The organism is Streptomyces sp. Ag82_O1-12, assembly GCF_900182715.1.
Taxonomy (GTDB): domain Bacteria; phylum Actinomycetota; class Actinomycetes; order Streptomycetales; family Streptomycetaceae; genus Streptomyces; species Streptomyces massasporeus.
On sequence record NZ_FXUW01000001.1, the window covers coordinates 5803219 to 5827523 of the forward strand.

The 24305-nt window shown below is 72.1% G+C and carries 14 protein-coding genes; 11 read left to right on the top strand and 3 right to left on the bottom strand.

The genetic code is table 11. The features are described 5' to 3' along the window. Positions 1-76 precede the first annotated feature (76 nt). From QOL88_RS26795 to QOL88_RS26845, 11 genes are all read left to right on the top strand, one after another. Complete coding sequence (locus QOL88_RS26795) at positions 77-11941, top strand: non-ribosomal peptide synthetase (RefSeq protein WP_097220468.1); 11865 nt, start codon at positions 77-79, stop codon at positions 11939-11941. After that, positions 11938-12756, top strand: a complete 819-nt coding sequence (locus tag QOL88_RS26800; RefSeq protein ID WP_283445908.1) for an ABC transporter permease — start codon at positions 11938-11940, stop codon at positions 12754-12756. Before QOL88_RS26795 ends, QOL88_RS26800 begins: the two co-directional genes overlap by 4 nt. A 17-nt stretch (positions 12757-12773) precedes the next feature. Beyond that, positions 12774-14024, top strand: a complete 1251-nt coding sequence (locus QOL88_RS26805; RefSeq protein WP_097220474.1) for a cytochrome P450 — start codon at positions 12774-12776, stop codon at positions 14022-14024. Continuing rightward, a complete protein-coding gene (locus tag QOL88_RS26810) occupies positions 14021-14995 on the top strand; it encodes a 3-oxoacyl-[acyl-carrier-protein] synthase III C-terminal domain-containing protein (protein ID WP_097220478.1) in 975 nt (324 codons plus the stop codon). The genes QOL88_RS26805 and QOL88_RS26810 overlap by 4 nt, the downstream gene beginning before the upstream one ends. Before the next feature lie 46 nt (positions 14996-15041). Further along, on the top strand, positions 15042-16202 hold the full coding sequence (locus tag QOL88_RS26815; RefSeq protein ID WP_097220481.1) for an acyl-CoA dehydrogenase family protein: 1161 nt from the start codon (positions 15042-15044) through the stop codon (positions 16200-16202). A gap of 15 nt (positions 16203-16217) precedes the next feature. Then, positions 16218-17435 carry a class-II aminoacyl-tRNA synthetase family protein gene (locus QOL88_RS26820; protein WP_097220496.1) on the top strand — a complete coding sequence of 406 codons (1218 nt, stop codon included), beginning with the start codon at positions 16218-16220 and terminating at the stop codon, positions 17433-17435. Next, positions 17432-18328 (top strand): 3-hydroxyacyl-CoA dehydrogenase family protein, encoded by an 897-nt coding sequence (locus tag QOL88_RS26825; RefSeq protein ID WP_097220499.1) that lies wholly within the window; start codon positions 17432-17434, stop codon positions 18326-18328. The genes QOL88_RS26820 and QOL88_RS26825 overlap by 4 nt, the downstream gene beginning before the upstream one ends. Continuing rightward, on the top strand, positions 18328-18579 hold the full coding sequence (locus tag QOL88_RS26830; protein ID WP_097220501.1) for an acyl carrier protein: 252 nt from the start codon (positions 18328-18330) through the stop codon (positions 18577-18579). The genes QOL88_RS26825 and QOL88_RS26830 overlap by 1 nt, the downstream gene beginning before the upstream one ends. Before the next feature lie 113 nt (positions 18580-18692). Beyond that, positions 18693-18911 (top strand): MbtH family protein, encoded by a 219-nt coding sequence (locus tag QOL88_RS26835; protein WP_031108466.1) that lies wholly within the window; start codon positions 18693-18695, stop codon positions 18909-18911. Positions 18912-18933: 22 nt separating this feature from the next. Further along, entirely contained in the window at positions 18934-19872 is a 939-nt protein-coding gene (locus QOL88_RS26840) for an ATP-binding cassette domain-containing protein (RefSeq protein WP_097220504.1), read from the top strand. A 190-nt stretch (positions 19873-20062) separates the two neighbouring features. Further along, positions 20063-20788 carry an ArsR/SmtB family transcription factor gene (locus QOL88_RS26845; RefSeq protein WP_257027903.1) on the top strand — a complete coding sequence of 242 codons (726 nt, stop codon included), beginning with the start codon at positions 20063-20065 and terminating at the stop codon, positions 20786-20788. 216 nt (positions 20789-21004) lie between these two features. On the opposite strand, the gene QOL88_RS26850 is transcribed toward QOL88_RS26845, so the two are convergent. From QOL88_RS26850 to QOL88_RS26860, 3 genes are all read right to left on the bottom strand, one after another. Then, on the bottom strand, positions 21005-22012 hold the full coding sequence (locus QOL88_RS26850) for a hypothetical protein (RefSeq protein ID WP_097220507.1): 1008 nt from the start codon (positions 22010-22012) through the stop codon (positions 21005-21007). 76 nt (positions 22013-22088) lie between these two features. Further along, positions 22089-22670, bottom strand: coding sequence for a flavin reductase family protein (locus tag QOL88_RS26855; RefSeq protein WP_306456189.1), 582 nt, complete (start codon positions 22668-22670; stop codon positions 22089-22091). A gap of 71 nt (positions 22671-22741) precedes the next feature. Further along, the gene (locus QOL88_RS26860; RefSeq protein ID WP_097220510.1) at positions 22742-24295 is read right to left on the bottom strand and encodes a tryptophan halogenase family protein; all 1554 of its coding nucleotides are present in this window, start codon (positions 24293-24295) and stop codon (positions 22742-22744) included. Positions 24296-24305 lie beyond the last annotated feature (10 nt).

Genomic DNA, 24305 nt, shown 5'->3' on the forward strand with positions numbered 1-24305 from the left:
GAGCCGCGAGCGCTGAAGGCGCTGCGACGGCCGGGACGGCTGCGTGGACCTGGTGAACCTTTCCGAGGGGAATGCAATGACTCGTGTGCCGACGGCCGGCTTGCCGCTCACCGCTGGCCAGAAGGACATCTGGTTCGACGAGAAGCTCACCGGCGGTGGTGCCACGTACAACACCGCGATCTACTGGGACATCCGGGGCCCGCTGGACCGTGAGCGGTTCACGGCCGCGCTGGCCCGGCTCGCCGAGGAGTCGGAGTGCCTGCGGGTCCGCTTCTTCGAGGTGGACGGGGAGCCCCGCCAGGTCGTCGAGGACATCGCCGGGCTGCCGCTGACCGTCACCGACGTCAGCGCCGCCCCCGACCCCGAGACCGCCGCGGGCGACCTCATCCGGGCCGATCTGTTGGTGCCCTTCACCGTGGGCGGCCACACACCCCTGTTCCGCCTCAGCGTGTTCACGCTGGAGCCGGACCGAACGATCTTCTGTCTGCTCAACCACCACCTGGTGTCCGACGGCTTCAGCTACGTCATCTACTGGCAGCGGCTGTCCGCCATCTACGAGGCCATGACCGCCGGCACCTCGCTCGACGAAGGGCGCTTCGCCTCGCTGAGCACGCTGATCGAAGCGGAGGCGGCCTACGGAGGCTCTCCCCGCCAGGAGCGCGACCGGGCCTACTGGGAGGACCACTTCAGCGACGCCCCGGAACCGGTGACCCTGGCCCGCCGGGACGCCGAACCGGCCCAGTCGTTCCTTCGCGAGGGGACCGTACTCGACGACGAACTGGCCGACCGGCTGCGTACCGTGGCCTGGGACGCCCGGGTGACCTGGCAGACCGTCCTCGTCGCCGCGCTCGGCGCCTACACCCAGCGGCTGACCGCGACGGACGAGGTCATGCTGTCGCTGCCGGTCACCGCACGGGTCGGCGGCACCCTGCAGAACATCCCCGGCATGGTCGTCAACTACCTGCCGCTGCGGCTGCGGATCGGTCCGCGCACGACCCGGAGCGAGCTGCTCGCCGCCGCCCACAAGGAGATCACCGGCGCCCTCAAGCACCAGCGGTACCGGGTCAGCAAGGTGCGGCGCGGGATGGGGCTGGCCAGCGACGACCGGCGTCCGTTCGGCCCGTTCCTGAACATGATGCCGCAGATCGAGAAGCTGACCATCGGGCCCTGCGAGGCCGTGCTGCAGAGCCCGTCCACCGGTCTGGTGGACGACCTGGAGTTCACCGTCGCCGACAAGGGCACGGCAGGCGTCGGCATCGACCTCAGCGCCAACGAGAGCCGCTACGACCGTGCCGAGGCCCGTGGCCACCTCGAGCGGTTCATCGCCTGGCTCGACCGTTTCGTGACCGCCGGCGCCGACGACCGGCTCGGTGCGCTGGACCTGCTGACGCCCGGCGAGCAGGCGCGGCTCGTCCCCGTGCTCACCGGCCCCGAGCGGCCCGAACCGTATCTGGGGGTCGTCGAGCGGGTCCGTGCCCGGGCCGCCGAGCGCCCGGACGCCGTGGCCGTCACCGACGACGCGGGCAGCCTGACCTACGCCCAGCTGACCGGTCGGGCGGGCGCGCTGTCCCGACGACTCACCGGCACCGGTGTGGTGGCCCTGCTGGTCGAGCCCGGACGGGACTTCGTGACCGCCGAACTCGGCGTGCTGGGCGCGGGCCGTGCCTTCCTGCCGCTCGACGCGCGCTCGCCGCACGCCCGGCTGACCGCGCTGCTCGCCGACAGTTCGGCGACCTGCCTGGTGGCCGACACGGCCAACCGGGAACTGGCTCAACGGCTGGCGGCCGAGGCCGGACCGGGCCTCGGGCTGCTGGTCCTGGACGGCGCCGAGGACGCACCGCAGGACCTGCCGCCGGTCATCGGCGGTCCCGCCGACCTTGCGTACGTCATCTTCACCTCCGGATCCACGGGCAAGCCCAAGGGCGCGATGGTGCAGCGCGGCGGCATGATCAACCACCTGCTCGCCAAGGTCGAGGAACTGTCCCTGACCCGAGCCGACAGCCTGGTGCACAACGCGCCGGTCACCTTCGACATCACGGTGTGGCAGACGCTGACCACCCTGCTGGTCGGCGGGCGCATCCGCGTCGTGAGCCGGGAGACCGCGGCCGACCCGGACGCCCTGTTCGGCGTCATCGGCGACGAGGGCCTGACGGTCCTGGAGGTTGTCCCCTCGCTGCTGCGGGCCACCCTCGACGCCTGGGACACCACCGGCAGTGCCCCGCGGCTGCCCGGTCTGCGCTGGATGATCTCCAACGGAGAGGCGCTCGCCCCCGAGCTGTGCGACCGCTGGTTCCTCCGCTACCCGGCGATCCCGCTGGTCAACATGTACGGCCCCACCGAGTGCTCGGACGACGTGACGCACGCCTACGTCCGCCACGGCGACCCCGTCGACGGCGCGTACGTGCCGATCGGCCGGCCGCTGCGCAACACCCGTCTCTACGTCCTGGGCGACGAACTGCGGCCGGTGCCGCAGGGAGTGCCGGGCGAGCTCTTCATCGGCGGTGCCGGCGTGGGCCGCGGCTACCTCGCCGACCCGGGCCGTACGGCCACCACCTTCGTGCCCGACCCGTTCGCCGGCCGGGGCGCGCGTATGTACCGGACGGGTGACCGGGTGGTGCTGCGCGCCGACGGCCAACTGGACTTCATCGAGCGCCGCGACCACCAGGTCAAGATCCGTGGCCACCGGATCGAGCTGGGCGAGGTCGAGGCGGCCCTGCGCGCTCTGCCCGGCGTCTCGGACGCGGTCGTGACCGCCGACGCGGACCAGGCCGGCCACAAGCGGCTGACCGGCTACTACGTGCCCGAGCGGAACGCGGAGAACACCGAGCGGAACGCGGAGAACACCGCGGGGGAGCGCACCGGACAGCAGACGCCGAGCGCCGAGGCGGTCCGTGACGGACTCGCCCGCGTCCTGCCCGGCTACATGGTGCCGGCCGCTCTGGTGGCCCTGGACCGGCTGCCGCTCACGGCCCACGGCAAGGTGGACCGCAAGGCCCTTCCGGTGCCCGACTTCGCCGCTCCGGCCGCCGCTTCCGCCACGCCCGAGGCCCCGCGCAGCCACGCCGAGCAGATCATCGGCCAGGTGCTGGCCGAGGTGCTCGGACTGCCCTCGGTCGGTCCGGACGACAGCTTCTTCGCCCTCGGCGGCGACAGCATCAGCTCCATCCAGGTGGTCAGCCGGGCCCGCAAGGCCGGGCTGACCATCACGTCCCGCGACGTCTTCCTGCACCGGACACCGGCGGCCATCGCGGCGGCCGCGCAGCCCGTCGAGGACCGGACCCCCACAGCGGCCCGGGACGGCGTCGGCGAGATCGAGCCCACCCCGATCGTGGACCAGCTCCGCGAGGAACTCGCCGGACACCCGGCCGCCGCGCGGGAGTTCAGCCAGTACGTGACGGTCGCCGTACCGGCCGGAACCGACACCGAACGGCTCACGACCGCCCTCCAGGCGCTGCTGGACACGCACGACACCCTGCGGATGCGACTGTCCGTCCCGGCCCCGGGGCTCTGGTCCCTCGAGACGCTGCCGGCCGGCGCCGTGTCCGCTGCGGACGCCCTCACCCGGGTCGACGTCCGCGACGCTCCCGCCGATCCGCTGCCCGCCGAACTCGCCGCGGCCCGAGGCCGGTTGCGGCCGGAGGACGGCGTGATGGTGCAGGCCGTGCTCCTCGACGCCGGCCCGGAACGGCCCGGGCGCCTGCTGATCGTGATCCACCACCTGGCCGTGGACGGCGTCTCCTGGCGCATCCTGCTGCCCGACCTGGAAGCGGCGTGGAACCAGGTGACGACGGGCCGCCCGGTGCGGCTCGACCCGGTCGCCACCTCCTACCGCGGCTGGGCGCAGGCCCTGTCGCAGGAGGCCCGGACCGCACGGCGGGCGGGTGAACTCGCCTGGTGGACCGAGCAGTCGGGCACCGGCGAGCCGATGCTCGGCACCCGCGCCCCCGACCCGGCCCGCGACACTCACGCGAGCGCCGGCGCGATCACCGTCGAGCTGCCCGCCGACCAGACCGCCGCACTCCTCACCACCGTTCCGGCGGCCTTCCACGCCGAAGTGGACGAGGTCCTGCTGACCGGCCTGGCGCTGGCACTGGCCGACCGGGCCCGACGGCGCGGCGCCCCCGCCGCCCCGGCGGTCGTCGAGCTGGAGGGGCACGGCCGCGAACCGATCACCGGCGAGCCGGACCTCTCCCGTACCGTCGGCTGGTTCACCAGCGTCTACCCGGTCGCCCTGGACGTCGGCGCCCTGGACTGGAACGGGGCCGCCGACGCCGGCGCGAGGTGCGGCACGGCGCTCAAGCGCGTCAAGGAGCAGCTGCGCGCGGTGCCGGGCAACGGCCTCGGTCACGGCCTGCTGCGGCATGTCAACCCGCAGACCGCCCGCGTGCTCGCCCGGCAGCCGATACCCCAGATCGGCTTCAACTACCTGGGCAGGTTCACCGCCGGCACGGGCGAGGCCTGGCACATGGAGTCCGGCGCGTCCGGCCAGAGCGCCCACCCGGACACCCCGCTGCGCCACCTCGTCGAGGTCGTCTCGGTCACCGAGGACCGCCCCGGGGGACCGGTTCTGTCGGCGACCTGGACCTACGCCGGCGCCCTGCTGACCGAGGAGGATGTCCGGGAGCTGGCCGAGGGCTGGTTCCGCGCCCTGCGCCTGCTGGCCGAACACGCCGGGCGGCCCGGTGCGGGCGGCCGTACGCCCTCCGAATTCCCGCTGGTCACCGTCGGCCAGGCGGAGATCGAAGCCTACGAGCGTGAGGCCGGGGACCTGACCGACATCCTGCCGCTGTCCCCGCTGCAGCGCGGCCTGCTCTTCCAGGCGGAGTTCGACCGGCACGGGATGGACGCCTACACCCTTCAGGTCCTCATGGACATCGAAGGGCCACTGGACAAGGGCGCGCTGCGGCGCGCGGTGGCGGCACTGCTGGAGCGCAACGACGCCCTGCGGGCCTGCTTCCGTGACCGGGCCGTCGGCGACCCGGTGCAGCTGATCCCCGGATCGGTCGAGGTGCCCTGGCACGAGATCGACCTCACCGACGTCGCGGCGGACAGCCGCGAGGAGGAGTCGGTCCGGCTGACCGACGAGGAGTGGCTGCGCCGGTTCGACGTCGCCGAGGCCCCGCTGACCCGGTTCACCGTCCACACCCTGGGACCGCGGCGCCACCGCGTGGTGTGGACCGCCCATCACATCCTGGTGGACGGCTGGTCCCTGTCGGCGGTCCTGGCCCACGAGCTGGTCACGCTGTGGTCCAACGGCGCGGACACCTCGGCGCTGCCGCCGGTCGCCTCGGTGCGCGGCTATCTCCAGTGGGCGGGAGCGCAGGACAAGGAGGCCGCGCGGACCGCGTGGCGGCAGGAACTGGCCGGACTGGACGAGCCCACCCGGCTCGGCCCCGCCGACCGCGACCGCGTCGAGTCGCTGCCCGAGACCTGGACCATGGAGCTGCCCGAGGACCTGACACGGGCGCTGACCTCGTGGGCCCACACGCGCGGCCTGACGATGAACACCGTCGCGCAGGGCGCCTGGGCGGTGGCCCTCGGCCGGCTGACCGGCCGCCGGGACGTCACCTTCGGCGCGGTCGTCTCCGGGCGCCCCGCCGAACTGCCCGGCGTGGAGCAGATGGTGGGCTCCTTCATGCACACCCTGCCCGTGCGGGTGAACCTGGCACCGCAGACCACGCTGGAGGAGATGCTGGTCGACGTCCAATCCCGCCAGCTCGCCCTCGAACCGCACCAGCACCTGGGGCTGGCCGAGGTGCAGCAACTCGCGGGAACGGGCGAGCTGTTCGACACGGTGGTGAGCTTCCACAACTATCCGACCGGTGTGCTGGACCGCATCGGTGAGCACCTTCCCGGACTGAAGATGCTCGACTGGCAGGCCCGGGTGATCGCCGAGTACCCGCTCGCGCTCGGCGTGTTCCCCGGCGACCGGCTGCGGCTGGAGGCGCAGTACCGCGGCGACGTCTTCGACGCCCGCGACGTCGAGGGGATCGTGAGCCGCTTCGTCCACGTCCTGGAAGAGCTCGTCGCCGCGCCGGGCGCACGCCTGAGCACCGTGGACGCGTTGAGCGAGGACGAGCGCGCGCTCCTGCTCGGCACCTGGGCCGGCCGGGCGGCGGCGCCCGCGTCGCGCCCCGCGACCGAGCTCTTCGAGGAGCACGCGGCCCGCGCGCCGCATGCCGTCGCGATCGTCGACGGCCACGAGGAATTGACCTACGCGGAGCTCAACGCCCGGGCCAACCGACTGGCCCGCCTGCTGATCGACCGCGGCGTGGGCCCCGAGGACCTGGTCGCGGTGGCGCTGCCGCGCTCGGCCACGATGGTCGTGGCCGCGCTCGCGGTCCTCAAGGCGGGCGCCGGCTACCTCCCGGTCGACTCGGCCTACCCCGCGGACCGCATCGCGTACATGCTGGACGACGCCCGCCCGGCCGCCGTACTGACCACGCCCGAGATCGCGGCCGTCCTTCCCCCCACGCAGGCGGCCGTCCTCACCCTCGCCGCGGACGCCGCGGACGGGCCGGCGCGGTACGACGCCCACGACGTCACCGACGCCGAGCGCCGGGCCCCCCTGGACGCCCGCCACCTCGCCTACGTCATCTACACCTCCGGATCCACCGGGCGGCCCAAGGGCGTCTCCGTGGCGCACCAGGGGCTGCTGGGGATGGTCGCGAGCCTGGTGGAGCGGTTCGGGCTGGACAGCGACACCCGGGTGCTGCAGTTCGCCTCGTTCAGCTTCGACGCGTCGGTCTGGGAGATCATGCTGGCGCTGCTCAACGGCGGCACGCTGGTGATCGCCGACGAGGAGTGCCGTACGCCCGGCCGGCCGCTGGTCGACCTCATCAACAAGGCGCGTGTCAATCTGGCCGGTCTGCCGCCGGTGGTGGTCGGCGGACTGCCCGAGGACAGCACGCTGCCCGCCGATCTGCGCCTCGCGGTCGCCGGTGAGGCCGTTCCCGCCGAGACCGTCGAACGCTGGGCGCCGAGCGTGCGGCTGTACAACGGCTACGGCCCGACCGAGGCCGTGGTCAGTTCGACGGTCGCCGGCCCCCTGACCGGGACCGGCCGGCCGCCCATCGGCCGCCCGACCTCCGCACACCGTGCGTACGTCCTGGACGCGGCCCTGCTGCCGGCCCCGGTCGGCGTGACCGGCGAGCTGTACGTCTCCGGCGGACTCGCCCGTGGCTATCTGGGCCGCCCGGGCCTCACCGCCCAGCGGTTCGTGGCCGACCCGTACGGCGCCCCCGGCGAGCGGATGTACCGCACCGGCGACCTGGTGCGCCGGCGCGGCGACGGTGAACTGGACTACGTGGGCCGGGCCGACGACCAGGTCCAGCTGCGCGGTTTCCGTATCGAGCTGGGCGAGATCTCCTCCGTCCTGCTCGCCCAGGAGGGCGTGGCCCAGGCCGCGGTCACCGTGCGGGAGGACGACGGCGGGGACCGGCGGCTGCTGGCGTACGTCGTCCTCACGGACGAGGACGCCGTCACCGAGGGGCTGCGCGAGCGGCTGGCCGCCGAACTGCCCGACTACATGGTCCCCGCCGCTGTCGTGGCCCTGCCCGAGCTGCCCCTGACCCCCCAGGGCAAGCTCGACCGCAAGGCGCTGCCCGAGCCGAGCGCGCACACGGCGTCGCGGGGACGGGAGCCCCGCAACCCCGTGGAGGACATCCTCTGCAGTCTCTTCGCCGACGTGCTCGGTCTGGACCGGGTCAGCATCGACGACGACTTCTTCGACATCGGGGGCCACTCGCTGCTGGCGACCCGGCTGGTCAGCCGGGCCCGTACCGCGCTGGGCGTGGAACTGCCCATCCGGGCGCTGTTCGAGGCGCGCACCGTGGCCGCCCTGGCCGGGCAGCTGGACACCGCCGAAGCGGCCCGGCCGGCCCTGGCACCGGCCGCCGCGGGCACCCGCCGGCCGCTGTCCTTCGCCCAGCAGCGGCTGTGGTTCCTCAACCGTCGCGAGGGGCGTTCCACCGGCACCTACAACTCGCCCATGACCTTCCGGCTCACCGGACGGCTCGACGCCCACGCCCTGAGGGCGGCACTGCGGGACGTGGCGACCCGGCACGAGGTGCTGCGCACCGTGATCCCGGAAGCCGACGGCACGCCGTCGCTACGGGTGCTGGACGCCGCCGACGGCAGCCCGGAGCTGAAGGTGCAGGCCCTGTCCGAGGACGCCCTGGACGCCGCCCTCGCCGCCGAGTACGACCTCGGCTTCGACCTGACCCGCGAGACACCCCTGCGGGTACGTCTGTTCAGCCTCGGCAAGGACGAACACGTACTGCTGCTGGTCTTCCACCACATCGCCTTCGACGGCTGGTCGATGGCACCGCTGCTGGGCGACCTGTCCGCCGCCTACCGCGCCCGGTGCGCCGGCCGGGCCCCCGACTGGGCGCCCCTGCCGGTGCAGTACGCCGACTACGCGCTCTGGGAGCGGGAGCTGCTCGGCTCCGCCGACGACCCCGACAGCCACGTCTCGGGGCAGCTGGCGTACTGGAAGGAGACACTGGCCGGGCTGCCCGACGAACTGGCCCTGCCCGCCGACTTCCCCCGGCCCGCCGTCAGCGGCCACGCCGGCGGCGAGGTCATGTTCGACCTGGACGCCGAGCTCTACGCCACGCTGGTGGCCCTCGCCCGGCAGGCCGGCGCCACCGAGTTCATGGTGCTGCAAGCGGCATTCGCCGCCCTGCTCACCCGGCTCGGCGCCGGCACGGACATCCCGGTGGGCACCTCGGTGGCGGGCCGCACCGACGACGCCCTGGGCGATCTGGTCGGCTTCTTCGTCAACTCCCTGGTACTGCGCACCGACACCGCGGGCGATCCGTCCTTCACCGAACTGCTGGCCCGGATCCGGGAGACCGATCTGGCCGCCTACTCCCGTCAGGACGTGCCCTTCGAGCAGATCGTGGACGCGCTGAACCCACCGCGTTCGCTGGCCCGGCACCCCCTGTTCCAGGTGCTGCTGACGCTTCAGAACAACGAGGACGCGCCCCTGGTGCTGCCCGGCCTGACGGTGCGCCCCACGTTCGTCGAGTCCGGCCGGATCAAGGTCGACCTCGCCCTCCAGCTGCTGGAGTGGCCCGAGGACGGCTCCATGCGGGGCCTGCTCGGTTTCAGCACCGACCTGTTCACCCGGGCCACCGCCGAGCGCATCGCGGACGGATTCGTACGGCTCCTGCGCGCCGTGGCCGCCGACCCGGACGCCCGGCTCAGCGCGCTGGACGTGCTGGGCGAGGACGAGCGAGCCCGGGTCCTCACCGAGTGGAACGACACCGCCCGTGACGTGCCCGGCAGCACCCTGCCCGAGCTGTTCACCGCGCAGGCGGCGCGCACCCCCGACGCCACGGCGGTCCTGGCCGAGTCGGGCTCCCTCACCTATGCCGAGCTCGACGCCCGCTCCAATCAGCTCGCCCGGCACCTGATCGAGGCAGGCGCCGGCCCGGAGCAGGTCGTGGCACTCGCGCTGCCCCGCTCGCCGGACGCGGTCGTCGCGGTGCTCGGCGTGCTGAAGACCGGGGCTGCCTACCTCCCCGTCGAGGCCGACGAACCCGTCGAGCGCGTCAAGCGGATGTTCGCCGGGACCACGCCGCTCAGGGTGGTCACCACCAGCGGCCTCGCCCGGCGGATGCTGGCCACCGGAACGACCCCGGTGGTGCTGGACGGCCCGGCTGTGACCGCCGCGTCGGCGGCACGGATCGACGACGCCGACCGTCCGCGGCCCCTGCGCCCCGCGCACCCGGCCTACGTCATCCACACCGCCGCCGCGGGCGGCAGCCCCAGGGGCGTCGTCGTCGAGCACCGGGCCGTGGTCAACTACCTGAGCTGGGCCCGGGAAACCTACCGCTGCGGTGGCGAGACCGCCCTGCTGGCCACCCCGCTGTCCTTCGACGTCTCGGTCACCGGTCTGTTCCTGCCGCTGGTCTCCGGCGGCACGGTGCGCCTGGCCGAACTCGCCGAGGACGACGCGACGGCACGGGCCGGAGCCGCGTTCCTCAAGGGCACGCCGAGCCACCTCGCGCTGCTGGGCGCGCTGCCCGACGGCTGCTCGCCGACCGGGGAACTGGTCCTCGCCGACGAGCCCGTGCCGGCCGACCGGCTGGACGCCTGGCGCGCAGTCCATCCACGGGCGCGGGTGGTGACCGAATTCGGGCCGACGGAGGCCACGGTCGGTGCTCTGAGCCGGACGATCGAGCCCGGTGAGGACAGCGGGACCGGCCTCCTGCCGCTGGGCCGGCCGATCGGCAACGTACGGGCCTACGTGCTGGATCCGTGGCTGGGGCCGGTCGGACCCGGCGTGACCGGCGAGCTGTACCTCGCCGGCGACGGCCTGGCCCGCGGCTACGCCGGCGCCGCCGCCGCGACCGCCGAGCGGTTCGTCGCGTGCCCCTACGGCCCGCCCGGCTCCCGGATGTTCCGCACCGGCGATTTGGTGAAGTGGGGCGCGGACGGCGCTCTGCGGCACGTGGGCCGCTCGGACGACCAGGTGCGTGTGCGCGGCTTCCGGGTCGGCCCACGCGAGATCGAGTCGGTGCTGGCGTCGCAGGCCGCGGTGGGCCGGGCCGCCGTGGTGGCCCGTGAGGACCGGCCCGGAGACGTCCGGCTGGTGGCGTACGTGCAGCCCGCCGAAGGGGCCGTGGTGGACACCGCCGCGCTCGCCGGGGCCGCGGGTGCCGCGCTCGCCCCGTACATGGTGCCCTCGGTGTTCGTGGTGCTCGACGCCCTCCCGCTGACCGCGGACGGCCGGGTGGACCGGACCGCGCTGCCCGCTCCGGAAACGGCGCGGGTCACGACCGGGACCGCACCGCGCGACGCGACCGAGTCCGCGCTGCACGACATCGTCACCGAGGTGCTGGGGCTGTCCCGGATCGGGGTCGAGCAGAGCGTCTTCGACGCCGGCATGGACAGCATGAAGTCCCTGCTGCTGGTCAGCGCGGCACGCAAGGCGGGCCTCGAGGTCACCGTCGCCGATGTCTTCGTGCACCAGAGCGTGGCGGAACTCGCGGAGGTCTGCCGCGGCGGCCCGGACACGGACACCGCCGGACCGGAGCACCACAGCGGCGCGGAGGTGATGTCCCGGGCGCTCGCCCCCCCGGCGGAGCCCGACCTGGCCGACCCGTTCAGCGCCATGCTGTGCATCCGGCCGACCGGCAGTCTGCCGCCGGTGTTCTGCGTGCACAGCGGTGTCGGTTTCAGCCTGCCGTATCTGCCGCTCGCCCGGCACATCGGCGCCGAGCACCCGATCTACGGCATCCAGGCCCCCTGCGTGGTGGACTTCGCGCCGCTGCCCGGGTCGATCGAGGAGATGGCCACCGACTACATCCGGATGATCAAGAAGGTCCGGCCCACGGGCCCGTACCACCTGCTCGGCTGGTCCTTCGGCGGCACCATCGTCTACGAGATGGCCGTGCAGCTGCGGGCCGCCGGCGAGGAGGTCGGAGTGCTCTCCGTTCTCGACGCCTACCCGCGCACCGGAGTGCCGGACGACCGCGAGGAACAGTCGCTCTACGCCTGGCTGCTGGAGGGCATCGGACACCACCGCTCCGAGTTCGGCGACCGGGACCTGACCGTCCACGACATCTTCGAGACCCTGCGCCGCGACAACAGCCCGCTGGCGCGGATGGGGGAGCGGCGGATGGCGGCGATGGTCGACCTGATGGCCCATCACCAGACGCTGAAGTCCCGATACGCGCCCGGACGTTATGACGGGCGGATGCAGCTCTTCGTCTCCGAGTCCCCGCTCTCCGACGGCGAGCAGGCGAACAAGGTCGGGCTGTGGAAGCCCGTCTTCGACGGGCCGATGGACGTCCGTCATCTCGCCTGCACCCACGACGAGATGATGAGCGACGGGCCCCTGCGGGAGATCGGCCCGGCCGTCACCGCCGAACTGGCGCGCCTGCACGCCGAGAACCCCGGGAACACCGAGAAGCACGGCGGGCGGTCATGACGGCCGCCGTCGCCCCCCGGCCCGCCCCCGCGGCGGCCCTCCTCACGGAGGTCGCCGCGGTGACCGGCCGCCGCCTGCGGCACCTGCGGCGGGCCCCCGCCCGGGTGCTCGGCGTGGCGCTCAGCCCACTGGTGAGCATGGTGATGCTCGGCTACCTGTTCCGGGACTCCATCACGCTGCCGGCGGGAGGGACGTACGGGGAGTACGTCTTCGCCGGCGGCGCCGTCCAGGTGGCCCTGGCCTGCGTGGGGCCCACCGCCATCTCGGTCGCGCTGGACCTGCACGGCGGCATGACCGACCGGTTCCGCTCGCTGCCGATCAGCCGCTCCGCGGTGCTCTTCGGCCACACCCTCGCCGACCTCCTGGTGGGGCTGTTGGGCCTGGCCGTCGTCACCGCGGCCGGACTGCTGCTCGGCTGGCGCCCGCACGCCGGTCCGCTGCCGGTGCTGGCCGGTTTCGCACTGATCGCCGTGTTCGTCTACGCGATGCTGTGGCTGGGCGTGCTGTTCGCGCTGACCCTGCGCAACGTGGAGACGATCAGTGTGATCACGCCCTTCGTGGTGATCGTCCTGCCCTTCCTGTCCAACGCGTTCCTGGCCCCGCAGAACATCCCGTCACTGATCCGGCCGGTCGCGGAGTGGAATCCGGTGAGCGCCGTGATCGCGTGCTGTCGCCGGCTGTGGGGCAACCCCGCGAGCACCGGCGGCAGCTACCCCGCCGACCACCCCTGGCTGGTGGCCGCGGTGTCCCTGGGCCTGCTCCTCGCCCTCTGCTCACTGGTGAGCCTCCGCCGCTTTCGCACCGCGGGCGCCTGATCCCTGGAGATACGCACATGACCACCCAACCACGGCAGACCGTGGACGACCTGACCACGGTGGACCTCACCGATCCGCAGACCTTCCTCGACGTGGACATGCCCGCCCTGTGGCGCAGGTTCCGCACCGAGCAGCCCGTCTTCCGGCACCGGCCCACCGGGCGGGGCCCCGGATTCTGGGTGATCTCCACCTACGACGACGTGGTCACCCTCTACCGCGACAACAAGCGATTCACCTCCGAGCGGGGCAACGTCCTCGCGACCCTCCTCCAGGGCGAGGACTCCGCCTCGCGCAAGATGCTGGCCGTCACCGACGGCACCCGGCACCGGGAGATCCGCAACCTGATGCTCAAGTCCTTCTCCCCCCGGGTGCTGGAGCCCGTGGTGGAGGGCGTGCACCGGCGCACCCGGGCCCTGGTCGCCGAGACCCTCGACCGCGGTCGGCTGGACTTCGTCGCCGACGTGGCCGACCACATCCCCATCAACACCATCGGCGACCTGATGGACATCCCGCTGGAGGACCGCGAGCAACTCGTCGCCTGGAACACCATGACGCTCTCCCGGCACAGCGCCGACGACAGCGAGATGGAGGAACTGCTCGCCCGCAACGAGATCCTGCTCTACTTCTCCGACCTGGCCGCGCGCCGTCGCCGCCACCCGGGCGACGACGTGATCAGCGCCCTCGCCACGGCCACCGTCGACGGTGAGCCGCTGAGCGAGGACGAGATCGTCTTCAACTGCTACAGCCTGATCCTGGGCGGCGACGAGTCCAGCCGGATGTCCTCGGCCGGCGGCCTGATCGCCCTCGCCGAACACCCCGAGCAGTGGAAGGCGCTGAAGACCGGCACCGTCGACGTGGACAGCGCCACCGAGGAGGTGCTGCGCTGGACCACCCCCGCCATGCACTTCGGCCGCCGGGCCCTGGTGGACGTACCGCTGCGCGAGCACACCATCAGGGCCGGCGACGTGGTCAGCCTCTGGAACAGCTCGGCGAACTTCGACGAGACCGTCTTCACCGACCCGGACGTCTTCGACCTGGCCCGCACGCCCAACAAGCACGTCGCCTTCGGCCACGGCCCGCACTTCTGCCTCGGTGCCTTCCTCGGCCGGGTCCATGTGAACGCGATGCTCGACGCGCTGCGCGCCCAGGTGGCCGACATCCGGCTGGAGGGCCCGCCCCAGCGCCTCTACTCCAACTTCGTCAACGGCTACAGCGGACTGCCGGTGTCCCTCACCGCCGAGCGGGCCGTCGAGGGGAGCGCCGTATGAGCAGCGCCACGGACATCGGCATCGGCGCCATCCACTGCGTGCTGCCCGAGACCCGGGTGGCGGTCGAGAGCCTCCCCGAGTTCGCGATGCTGGACGCCGCCGCCGCGGAGTTCGCCCGGGGCAGCGGGGTGCGGACCGTCGGCGTCTTCGAGGAGACCGAGCAGGCACCCCTCGCCGCGCGGGCCTGCCGGGAACTGTTCGAGGCGCATCCGGGGGAGCCGGACGCCCTGCTGGTGGTGGCGCCGCGGGCCCCCGATGTGCTGCTGGGCTCGGACGCCTGCCGCGTGCAGAGCGAGGCGAAGCTGGACTCCGCGTTCCCGTTCACCGTCGAGGGGCTCGGCTGCACCGGATCCAGCACCGCCTGGGCCCTGGCCCGAGACCTCCTGGTCGCCGACCCCGGCCGTGAGCAGATCGTCATCGCGCACGCCAGCCGGCCCACCGGCGTCGACCGGATCCGCTTCCCGGTCACCGTCGTCGGAGACGGCGCGTTCGCCATGACCATGGTCCGCGGCGGCCGGCCGGTCCTGCGGGCACATCGCCAGCAGGCCGACGGCAGCTTCAACGACCTGTTCCGCGTCGAGTACAAGGAAACGCCCTGGTACGAGTGGCGCGAGGTGTGCCAGGACACGTCGCGCTACCGCTTCCAGCTCGCCACCCTCAGCTCGCGCCGGCTCGGCGCGATGGTGGAGCAGGTGCTCGCGGACGCCGGGGTGAGCCGGGACCGGGTCAAGACCACCCTGATGCAGAACGTCACCGCCTCCGCGTACGACTTCTACACCTCGCTGCTCGGCCTGCCCATCCACCCCGTGTGCGGCCGGCACCTCGCCGAGTACGGCCACCTGGGCGCCGCCGACGTGGTGCTGAACCTCGACGCCCTGCTGGCGAGCGGCGAACTCGACCAGGGCGACCTGGTGCTCGTGCTCAACAACAGCCCGGTGGCCGCATGGGCGGTGACCTTGTGGGAGGTGTGAGCCACCCACCGCTTTGGACCTCGCTCCCCGACCACGGAGAAGACTGATGGATTTCGCACCCACGCCAGAGCAGCAGGCGCTGCGCGAGAAGGTCGTCCGGTTCGCCCGCGACGACCTCGGCGCCCGGGCGGCCGAACACGACCGGGAGGCCACGTTCGACGAGGCCGGCTGGAAGGCCTGCGCCGACTTCGGCGTACTGGGCTGGCCGATCAAGAAGGAGTACGGCGGCGGCGGTCTGGACCCGCTGACCGCGATCATGGCCTACGAGGCGCTGGGTGAAGGCTGTGTCGACAACGGACTGGTCTTCGCGATCAACAACCACCTCTTCGCCTGCGCCGTCTACATCGCCGACCACGGCACCGAGGAGCAGCGCCACCGCTGGTTGCCCGCGCTCTGCGACGGCTCACTGGTCGGCGCCCACGCCCTGTCGGAACCCGACACCGGCTCCGACATGCTCTCCCTCACCACCACCGCCGTCCGCGACGGTGACGGCTACGTGCTGAACGGGACGAAGAAGTTCATCAGCAACGGCCCGCGCGCCGACCTGTTCATCGTGTTCGCCCGCACCGGCGGGGACGACGTGGCGCCGCAGCGCGCCCTGTCCGCCTTCGTCGTACCGGCCACCACCGCCGGACTGACGGCCCGTGACATCCCCAAGGCGGGGCTGCGCGGCACGCTGATGGGGGAGATCACCTTCGACGGCTGTGTGATCGGCGAGGACCAGCGCCTGGGCGCCGAGGGCGCCGGGTATCAGCTGTTCACCTCCACCATGGAGTGGGAGCGCGGCTTCATGTTCGCCAGCCAGGTCGGCGTGATGAGCCGGCTCACGGACCGCTGCGCCGCCTACGCCGCGCGCCGCCGCCAGTTCGGCCGTCCCATCGGGGCGTTCCAGTCCGTCTCCCACCGGGTCGCCGACATGCGGGTCCGTCTGGAGCTGGCCCGGCTGATGCTCTACAAGGTGGGCTGGCTGCGCTCCCAGGGCCGTCTCGCGATGCAGGAGGCGTCCATGCTGAAGCTCTACGTCAGCGAGGGCCTGAAGACCACCGCGCTCGACGCCATGCAGATCCACGGCGCCCGCGGCTACACCGAGGAGCTCGGCATCGAGCGGGAGGTGCGGGACGTGCTCGCGGGCACGATCTACGGCGGCACCTCGGACATCCAGCGGTCCATCATCGCCGGCCTCATGGGCCTGCCGACGGCTGCATAGGGACGAGAGGCCGACATGCACTCCTACGAACTCGCCCTGGACGAACCGGTCTCGGGCGCACACCTGGACGAGCTGAACCGGCGCGTCTACTACATCTCCGAGGCCATCATCGGCTTCGAACTCGTCCCCGGCGACGGCGGCGCGGTCGACGCCGTCCTGGTGAGCACCTCGCACCCGGTCGACGCCGAGGCCCTGGGCAAGAAGCTCCGCCACGTCGTCGACACCGAGGTGCGCCCTCAACTGCCCACCCCACCCAAGGTGCTGTGGCGGTCCGCCACCGACCGCGCTCCGCGCCCCGACACCTTCGCCGGGCTGCTGGCGGACGGTGTGGTGCACGAGATCGGGCCCGGGCAGGTGGCGCTCGGCGCCCCGGCACTGGCAGCGCTCGACGCCCTCGACGGCCTGCTGCGCGACATCATCCGCGAGGAGTTCGGGGCCCACGAGTACCGCTACCCCACCCTGCTGCCGGTCACCGCGCTGCACCGCAGTGGCTATCTCTCGTCCTTCCCGCAGCACATGATGTTCGCCGCCCGGCTCGACGGAGACGTCGACACCTACCGGACCTTCGCCGAGGAGGTGGGGGCGCGGGAGACCATCGGCGACCGGGTGCTGCACCGCTGCGCACCGGTGGACAGGTGCCTGCCGCCCACCATGTGCTACCACACCTTCGACCAGTTCGCCGGGACCGTCCTGCCCGACGAGAACACCGTGGTGACCGCCAAGGGCGGCTCCTTCCGGCACGAGTCCCGCTACCACCGGACGCTGGAGCGGCTCTCCGACTTCACCATCCGCGAGACCGTCTTCCTCGGTACGGCCGAGTTCGTCCGCGAGGCCCGCGACCGGTTCCGTCGGCGCGCCGTCGAGCTGGTCGAAGAGCTCGACCTGGCCGGCCGGTGCGAGGTGGCGAGCGACCCGTTCTTCGCGGGAGCGGCCACCGCGGCCCAGGTCTCCTCGCAACGTCTGCTGGAACTCAAGCACGAGCTCCACCTGGACGTCGCCCCCGGGGACAGCATCTCCATCGGCTCCTTCAATCTGCACGAGAAGCACTTCGGCGACGCCTTCGGCATCAAGGGCCCCGACGGCGCGACGGTGTACTCCGCCTGCGTCGGATTCGGCCTGGAGCGGTTCACCTACGCCGTGCTCTGCCAGTACGGATGGGACGTCGCCGACTGGCCGGCCCCGCTTGCCGAGCGGTGCCGCACCACACCACAACCGGGCAAGGGAATACGATGACTGTGACCAGCCAGATCCGGCGCGTGGCCGTCCTGGGCGCCGGCACGATGGGCATCGGGGGTGCCCACGCCTTCGCGGCGGCGGGCCTCTCCGTGGTGCTCGTTGACACCACCGACGCCGCGCTGTCCCGCGCCCGCGACCTGATCGGGGAGAACGCCCGGCTCTACGCGATGCTCGACCGCGACCTGGGCAGGAGCACCCCCGAGGAGATCCTCTCCCGGATCGAGTTCCGCACCGGTCTCGACGGCCTCGCCGACGCCGACTTCGTCGTGGAGAACGTGACGGAGAACTGGGACATCAAGGCCGCGCTGTACCGCGAGATGGACGCGGTGGCCCCGGAGCACTGCGTGTTCGGGGTGAACACCTCGGCCATCCCCATCACCCGGATGGCCTCGGTCACCGGCCGTGCGGACCGCGTGGTCGGCACGCATCTGATGAACCCGGTGCCGTTGAAGAAGCTCGTGGAGGTGATCCGGGGCTTCCACACCTCGCCGGAGACGATCGAGATCACGCGCGGGCTGTTCCGCACGGCCGGCCAGGACATCGTGGTGGTCGAGGACTCCTCGGGCTTCGTCACCAACCGTGTCGCGATGCTCAGCGTCAACGAGGCGATCCTCCTGCTGCAGGACAACGTGGCGCAGGCCCGCGACATCGACCGTCTCTTCCGGCAGTGCCTCGGCCACCAGATGGGCCCGCTGGAGACCGCGGACCTGATCGGCCTGGACACCGTCATGTACTCGCTGGAGGTCCTCCTGGACAACTTCAACGACCCCAAGTTCGCCCCCGCGCCGCTGCTTCGGAAGCTGGTCGCCGCGGGCTGCCACGGCCGCAAGAGCGGTCAGGGTTTCTATTCGTACGAGCCGGTCGAGACCGGGAAGAAGGCAGGGGCCTGATGACAGACGACATCGTCAAGAGCGTGCGCCAGTTCATCGGCGAGCACGTCCAGGACGGCGAACTCGGCGACGACCACGACATCTTCGCCACGGGCAGCGTCAGCTCGCTGTTCGCCGTGCAGCTCGTCATGTGGGTCGAGCGGACCTTCGGCATCACGGTGCATCCGACGGACCTCGACATCGAGAACTTCCGCACCGTGAACCACGTCGTGCGTTTCGTGGAGGCCCGCCGGGCGGCCGCGCCCGCCTGACGCGCGCTTTCAGGACGCGGTCAGTGCCGTGTCAGCGGGCCTCGACACCATGGTCGTATCGGGGCCCGCCACGGCCCTCCCCCCACAGGCATCCCAGATTTGGAGAGCGCGACGTGACCAACCCCTTCGACGACCAGGACGGCACGTTCCTCGTACTCGTCAACGACGAGGGCCAGTACAGCGTATGGCCCTCCTTCGCCGCCGTGCCCGGTGGCTGGAACGTGGCCCTGGGGGAGAGCTCCCGGGAGACCGCTCTGGCCCACGTGGAGGAGCACTGGACCGACATGCGGCCCAGAAGCCTCCGCGAGCCCGCCGCGGGCCTCGGCGTCTGACCCGCCGACGCGGCCGGCAGACGTGGAAACCGCGATCCGGGCCGAGGGCCTGGGCAAGCGATTCAAGGACCATGAGGCCCTCAGCGGCGTCGACCTCAGCGTCGCGGAGGGCACCGTCCTCGGGCTGCTCGGCCCGAACGGCGCAGGCAAGACCACCACCGTACGCATTCTCAGCACCCTGCTGGCACCGGACAGCGGCCACGCCGAGGTGGCCGGCTTCGATGTCGTCCGCCGGCCGGCGGAGGTCCGCCGGCGGATCGGCCTGGCCGGCCAGTACGCGGCCGTGGACGGCCTGCTCACCGGCCGTGAGAACCTCACCCTCATCGGTGTGCTGCTGCACCTCGGCCGTCGTGGCGCCCGCCGCCGCGCCGAGGAGCTGCTGGATCAGTTCGACCTGACCGGCGCCGCCGACCGGCCTCTGAAGACCTACTCCGGCGGCATGCGGCGCCGGCTCGACCTCGCGGCCTGCCTCGTCGCCTCGCCCGCCGTGCTGTTCCTCGACGAACCGACCACCGGCCTCGACCCGGTGAGCCGCATGGACCTGTGGACCGCCGTGCGCGGTCTGGTGGCGGAGGGCATGACCGTCCTGCTGACCACCCAGTACCTGGACGAGGCGGACTTCCTCGCGGACCGGGTCGCCGTCGTCGACACCGGACGGGTCGTCGCCGAGGGCACTCCCACCGAGCTGAAGCGGTCCGTCGGACCGGACCGGCTGGAGGTCCGGGTCGCGGGCGAGGGTGCGATCACCGACGCCCTCGACGCCCTGCGGACCCATACCACCGACGATCCGTCCGTGGATCTGGACGAGGGCGTCATCTCCCTGCCGCTCGAGGCCGGAATGGGCAGTATCGCCGCGGCCGCGACGGCCTTGGAAAAAGCAGGCGTGACCGTCGTGGATTTCGCCGTGCGGCGCCCCACACTTGACGACGCCTTCGCCAGGATCACCGGCCGCTCGAGCTGACTCGGGCCGCACCCGGACGCGTCATTCCTTTCCCCCATCGCCTCACCGGTGGGGGCGGACGCATGACTTGATGTCGTGCACAAAACGGGGGTATATCTTGCAAAGGATTCATTTCACGACAGCCGATCTCGCACGCACCCGACTTCAGTCCACCGCGGGACCGGAAATCGAGGCGCGACTGGCCCGGGAATTGTTCACCCGTGGAGTCAGCCCGCTGTACGCAAAATGGCAGCGTCAGGTCTATACGCGACTGCGTGCCAAATCCGGAACCCAGACGGCGTCCGCGACGACCCCGGGCGATTTCTGGCGGGCCGCGGTCGCCCCGTACTGGGGCCGGGTACTGGCCCACTGCGAGGCCGAGTGCGACGCCCGGGGCCGCATGGTCATGGCGGGCGGCATCGAGCAGCTGCTCGCCGGCCTGGGCCGAAGAGCAGCCTGGGACGGCCAGGTGCTGGAACTGCACGACGGCCCCGACGGCGACGTACACCTCGACGGAAAGGGCCTGGTGCTCTGCCCGTCGGTGTTCCTCGCCCACCGCCCCGCCCGGCTCCTGCGCACCGACGAGGAGCGCGGCCAGGCCGTCCTGGTCTTCTCCGCGCCGCCCAGCGCCGAGCAGTCCGCCCTCCTGTGGGACGACACCACTCTCCCCTCTCAGGGTCTGGCCGCCCTGGTAGGCCAGACCAGGGCGGCGGCCCTGCGCGAGCTGCGGGCGTCGCGCACCACCTCCCAGCTCGCCGACCGGCTCGGCGTCTCGGCGCCGTGCGCCAGTCAGCACGCCGCGATCCTGCGCGAGTCCGGCCTCATCACCACGCGGCGGGTGCGCAACACCGTCCTGCACTCGGTGACCCCGCTCGGGATGGCCCTTCTGGACGGCAGGGCCGTCTCGACTCCGCAGCGCCACCTGATGCTGAAGTAGCCGCGGCAGCGGCCGACTCCGCTGCCCGGTCGCGGACCCAAACCGCGCGTGCGCACGGGTCCGCGACGGTGCCGGCACAGACGAAGCGTGACAGGACCGCCCGGCCGGCCGCCGGGCGGTCTCGTCATGCCGGGAACGCTCCACGCGGGCTCGCCCGAGGCGCGAAGAGGGCTCCCGGACGTCCGGGAGCCCTCTTCGCGCCTCGGGTCCGCCGCGTCACGCCGCGGCGGCGAGTTCCCGCCGGGCCCGTGCCGTGCGGCGGCGTCCGCTCACGACCGCCGCCAGGCCGGCGGCCACGGTCACGAGGGCGACGCCCGCAAGGGCCAGCAGCGTCGAGGAGTCGGGGTGCACCAGCGACTGTCCGCGCGCCGCCTGCCAGGTGGTGACCGCGAGCAGTCCGCCGTAGCCGAGCGCCACGGCGCCGACGAGTCCCGTACGCACCCGCTCGTCGCGCAGCCAGACGTGGCGCGGGGCCAGCGCGGCCAGCGTCAGCACCACGGCCAGCAGCACGTGGATGCCGTGCAGTCCGATGAAGTGCGGCACCCGCAGGTCGCCACCGGTCGTGCTCCAGTTCGTGAGCGGCATCCCGGTGCCGTCCGGGTCGCCGATGCCGTGGCCGGCGGACATCGGCACCTGGTCACCGTTGGCGTCGCCGACCGTGTGCCCCTCCCCGACGTCGCTCAGCGGGATCAGCATCAGCGCGACCGCCATGCCCACCGTGGACAGGGCGAGCCCGGCGCGCAGCGCCCACGACAGGGCCCGGTCACCGGTGCGCTGCACCAGGACCAGCACCCCGATGACGAGGTTCGACAGCAGCAGGGGCGGCACTCCGTACTCGAACACCGTCTGCACCAGCCGGTTGAACACGTCCTCCTGCGCGTTGTAGTGGCTGAAGGTTCCGCGGGCCGCGGCGAGCGCGATCGCCGCCACGTCGAAGGTCCCGAAGACGGCGAACGCGGTACCGAACCACCAGCCGAACCGTCTGGCCTTGGTCAGTTTCGTGAGCAGCCACGCCAGCGTCGCTGAGTAGGCGGCGAAGGCGAAGCCGAATTTCCACGGTTTGACCCAGACCGATTCGTTCAGCAGCACCCGGTCGTCGACGAACAAACCGACCGTCGCGACGAGGACGAGCGCGGCCATGAGGACGACGTTGACCGAGAGCGGGCGGTGCCAGGCCAGCACCGTCCTGATGGTGGTGGGGTGGGATGACGCGGAGGGGGTCATGGGATTCAGCCTCGTGGGACGCAGGGGCAACGACGGTCGGGAGGTGGCTCGCCGGAGGCGCGGGGGGCGCCCGTTCTCACGCGGGCGACGTCGCCGGCTCGGGGAGGTCCGGTCCCACCGGCCACACCCGGTACTCCCGCTTGCCGTAGACCAGCGGCTGCCGGTCCGGGAACGGGGTGACGCGCAGGACGCTGCCGAAGACCACGAGATGGTCTCCCTTGCGGTGCTCGTCGCTGACTTCGCAGTCCGCGATGGCATGCGTGTCGTGCAGCAGATGGGGACCGGCCGCGTACGGGTCGCTCGTGTCGTGCTCCCAGCGCACGCGGTCGAAACGGTCGGGCGCGCCCGACGCGAAGAGCTCGGCGATGGGCCGGCCGGCACCGTGCAGCAGGTTCACCGCGAAGCGGCCGGTGTTCAGGACGGCCCGCAGCGTGGGGCTGCCGATCCGGAGACAGACCAGCAGGACGGGAGGGTCCAGCGAGACGCTGCACACCGAGGAGATGGTCATGCCGTGGGGGGTGCCGTCGTGGTCGGTGGTGGTGAGCACGGCGACCCCGGTGGGGAAGCCGCTCATCATGGCGCGCTGGCCGTCGGCCACGGACCACGGGCGGGCGGCGGCGGGTCGCGCGGGTTGGTCGAGTCGGATGAGTTCGGTCACGGGGTGAGGCTCCCTGGGGCGACGGACGCGGCGCCGCGGCGGCCGTTCGAGCCGCCGCGGCGCCCGCGTGCTCAACGGCGCATGTGCGTGAAGTACTCGTACTGCGTCGGGAGCTGCCCGATGAGCCCCGCCGCCCGGTCGTGCACGGACTGGAACGCCTTCTGCGCCGCGCTGTCGTCGGCGAGCGAGAGGGCCGGGGACGGCTTGACGTCGATGCCGCCCATCCCGAGCAGGACGCACATGTAGGAGTACGCCGGCAGCCCGTGGTAGTAGGGGTAGATCGTCTCGCTGTCCGGGAGCTGGTGCTTCCAGCGCTCGATGCGCTCGGCCAGCCCTTCGGGCAGCTCCCGGGTCTTGGTGTCCTTCCAGTACCGCGTGTCGTTGCGCCCGGCGGCGGCGTAGTGCAGGGCCAAGAACTCACGGACACCGTCCATCACATGGGCGACGGCGCTGTTGTAGTTGTCGCGCTGCACCGGGCTCCAGTCCGGCCCGGGGAAGTGCTTCACCAGCTGCTCGGCGGCGTGGTGGATGAAGAAGATGCCGGTCGACTCCAGCGGCTCGACGAAGCCGCTGGTCAGGCCTATGCCGACACAGTTGTTCACCCAGGACCGGCTGGTGCGGCCGATGCGCATCTTGATGTGGTTGGCTTCGGCGTCGGCCGCGCTCGGCCCCACGAACTCGCGCAGCGTGCGCTCGGCCTCGTCGGCGGACAGATAGTCGCTCGCGTAGACGTACCCGGTGCCGATGCGGCCGTAGAGCGGGATGGTCCAGGTCCAGCCCGCCTCCTGCGCGGTGGCGGTGGTGCAGGGCCGGATCCCCCGGGCCTCCATGTCCTGGGGCACCTGGAGGGCGACCGCGCTGTCGTTCGGCAGGGTGTTCTGGAAGGAGATGAAGGGCTCCTCCAGGGCCTTGTTGAGCAGCACCCCGCGGAAGCCCGTGCAGTCGATGAACAGGTCGCCCGTCAGCTCGCCGTGCTCGGCGGTCACCACGCTGCTGATCCAGCCGCGCTCGTCGAGCTTGACGTCCTTGACCTCGTCGATGATGTGCTTCGCGCCGCGTTCCACCGTGTAGGTGGTGAGGTACTTCGCCAGCAGCGCGGCCTCGAAGTGGTAGGCGTAGGGGAACTGGGTCTTGCCCTGGTGCTCCGACATCGTCAGGCCACGGGGTTCTTCGGCGTTCTCGTCGAACGGCTGCGCCAGCATGCGGCCGTCGAGGTGGCGGGGGCTGCGCTCGGCGTCGCAGATGTTGGCCATCACGAAGCAGTCCGAGTCGAACCGGTCGCTGCGGCCGTTCTTCAGCCACCACTCCGCCAGCGGGAAGCCGTCGACCGACTGCATGTGCTCGAACGGGTGGTAGAAGTGGTGACCCGGCTTGCGCCAGTTCTCGAAGCGCACCGCGAGCTTGTACGTGGCATTGCACGCGGGCATCCAGTCCGATTCCTTCAGACCGAGAAACTCGAAGAAGTGCCGGATGTCGCTGAACGTGGCTTCTCCGACGCCGATGGCGCCGACCTTTCCGGATTCGACGAGGGTGATGTCGATCCGGTCCCCGAAGGCCGCTTTCAGGTACGACGCCGTCATCCAGCCGGCCGTACCACCTCCTACGATCACGACTCTGTTCAGCATCGAGAAACTC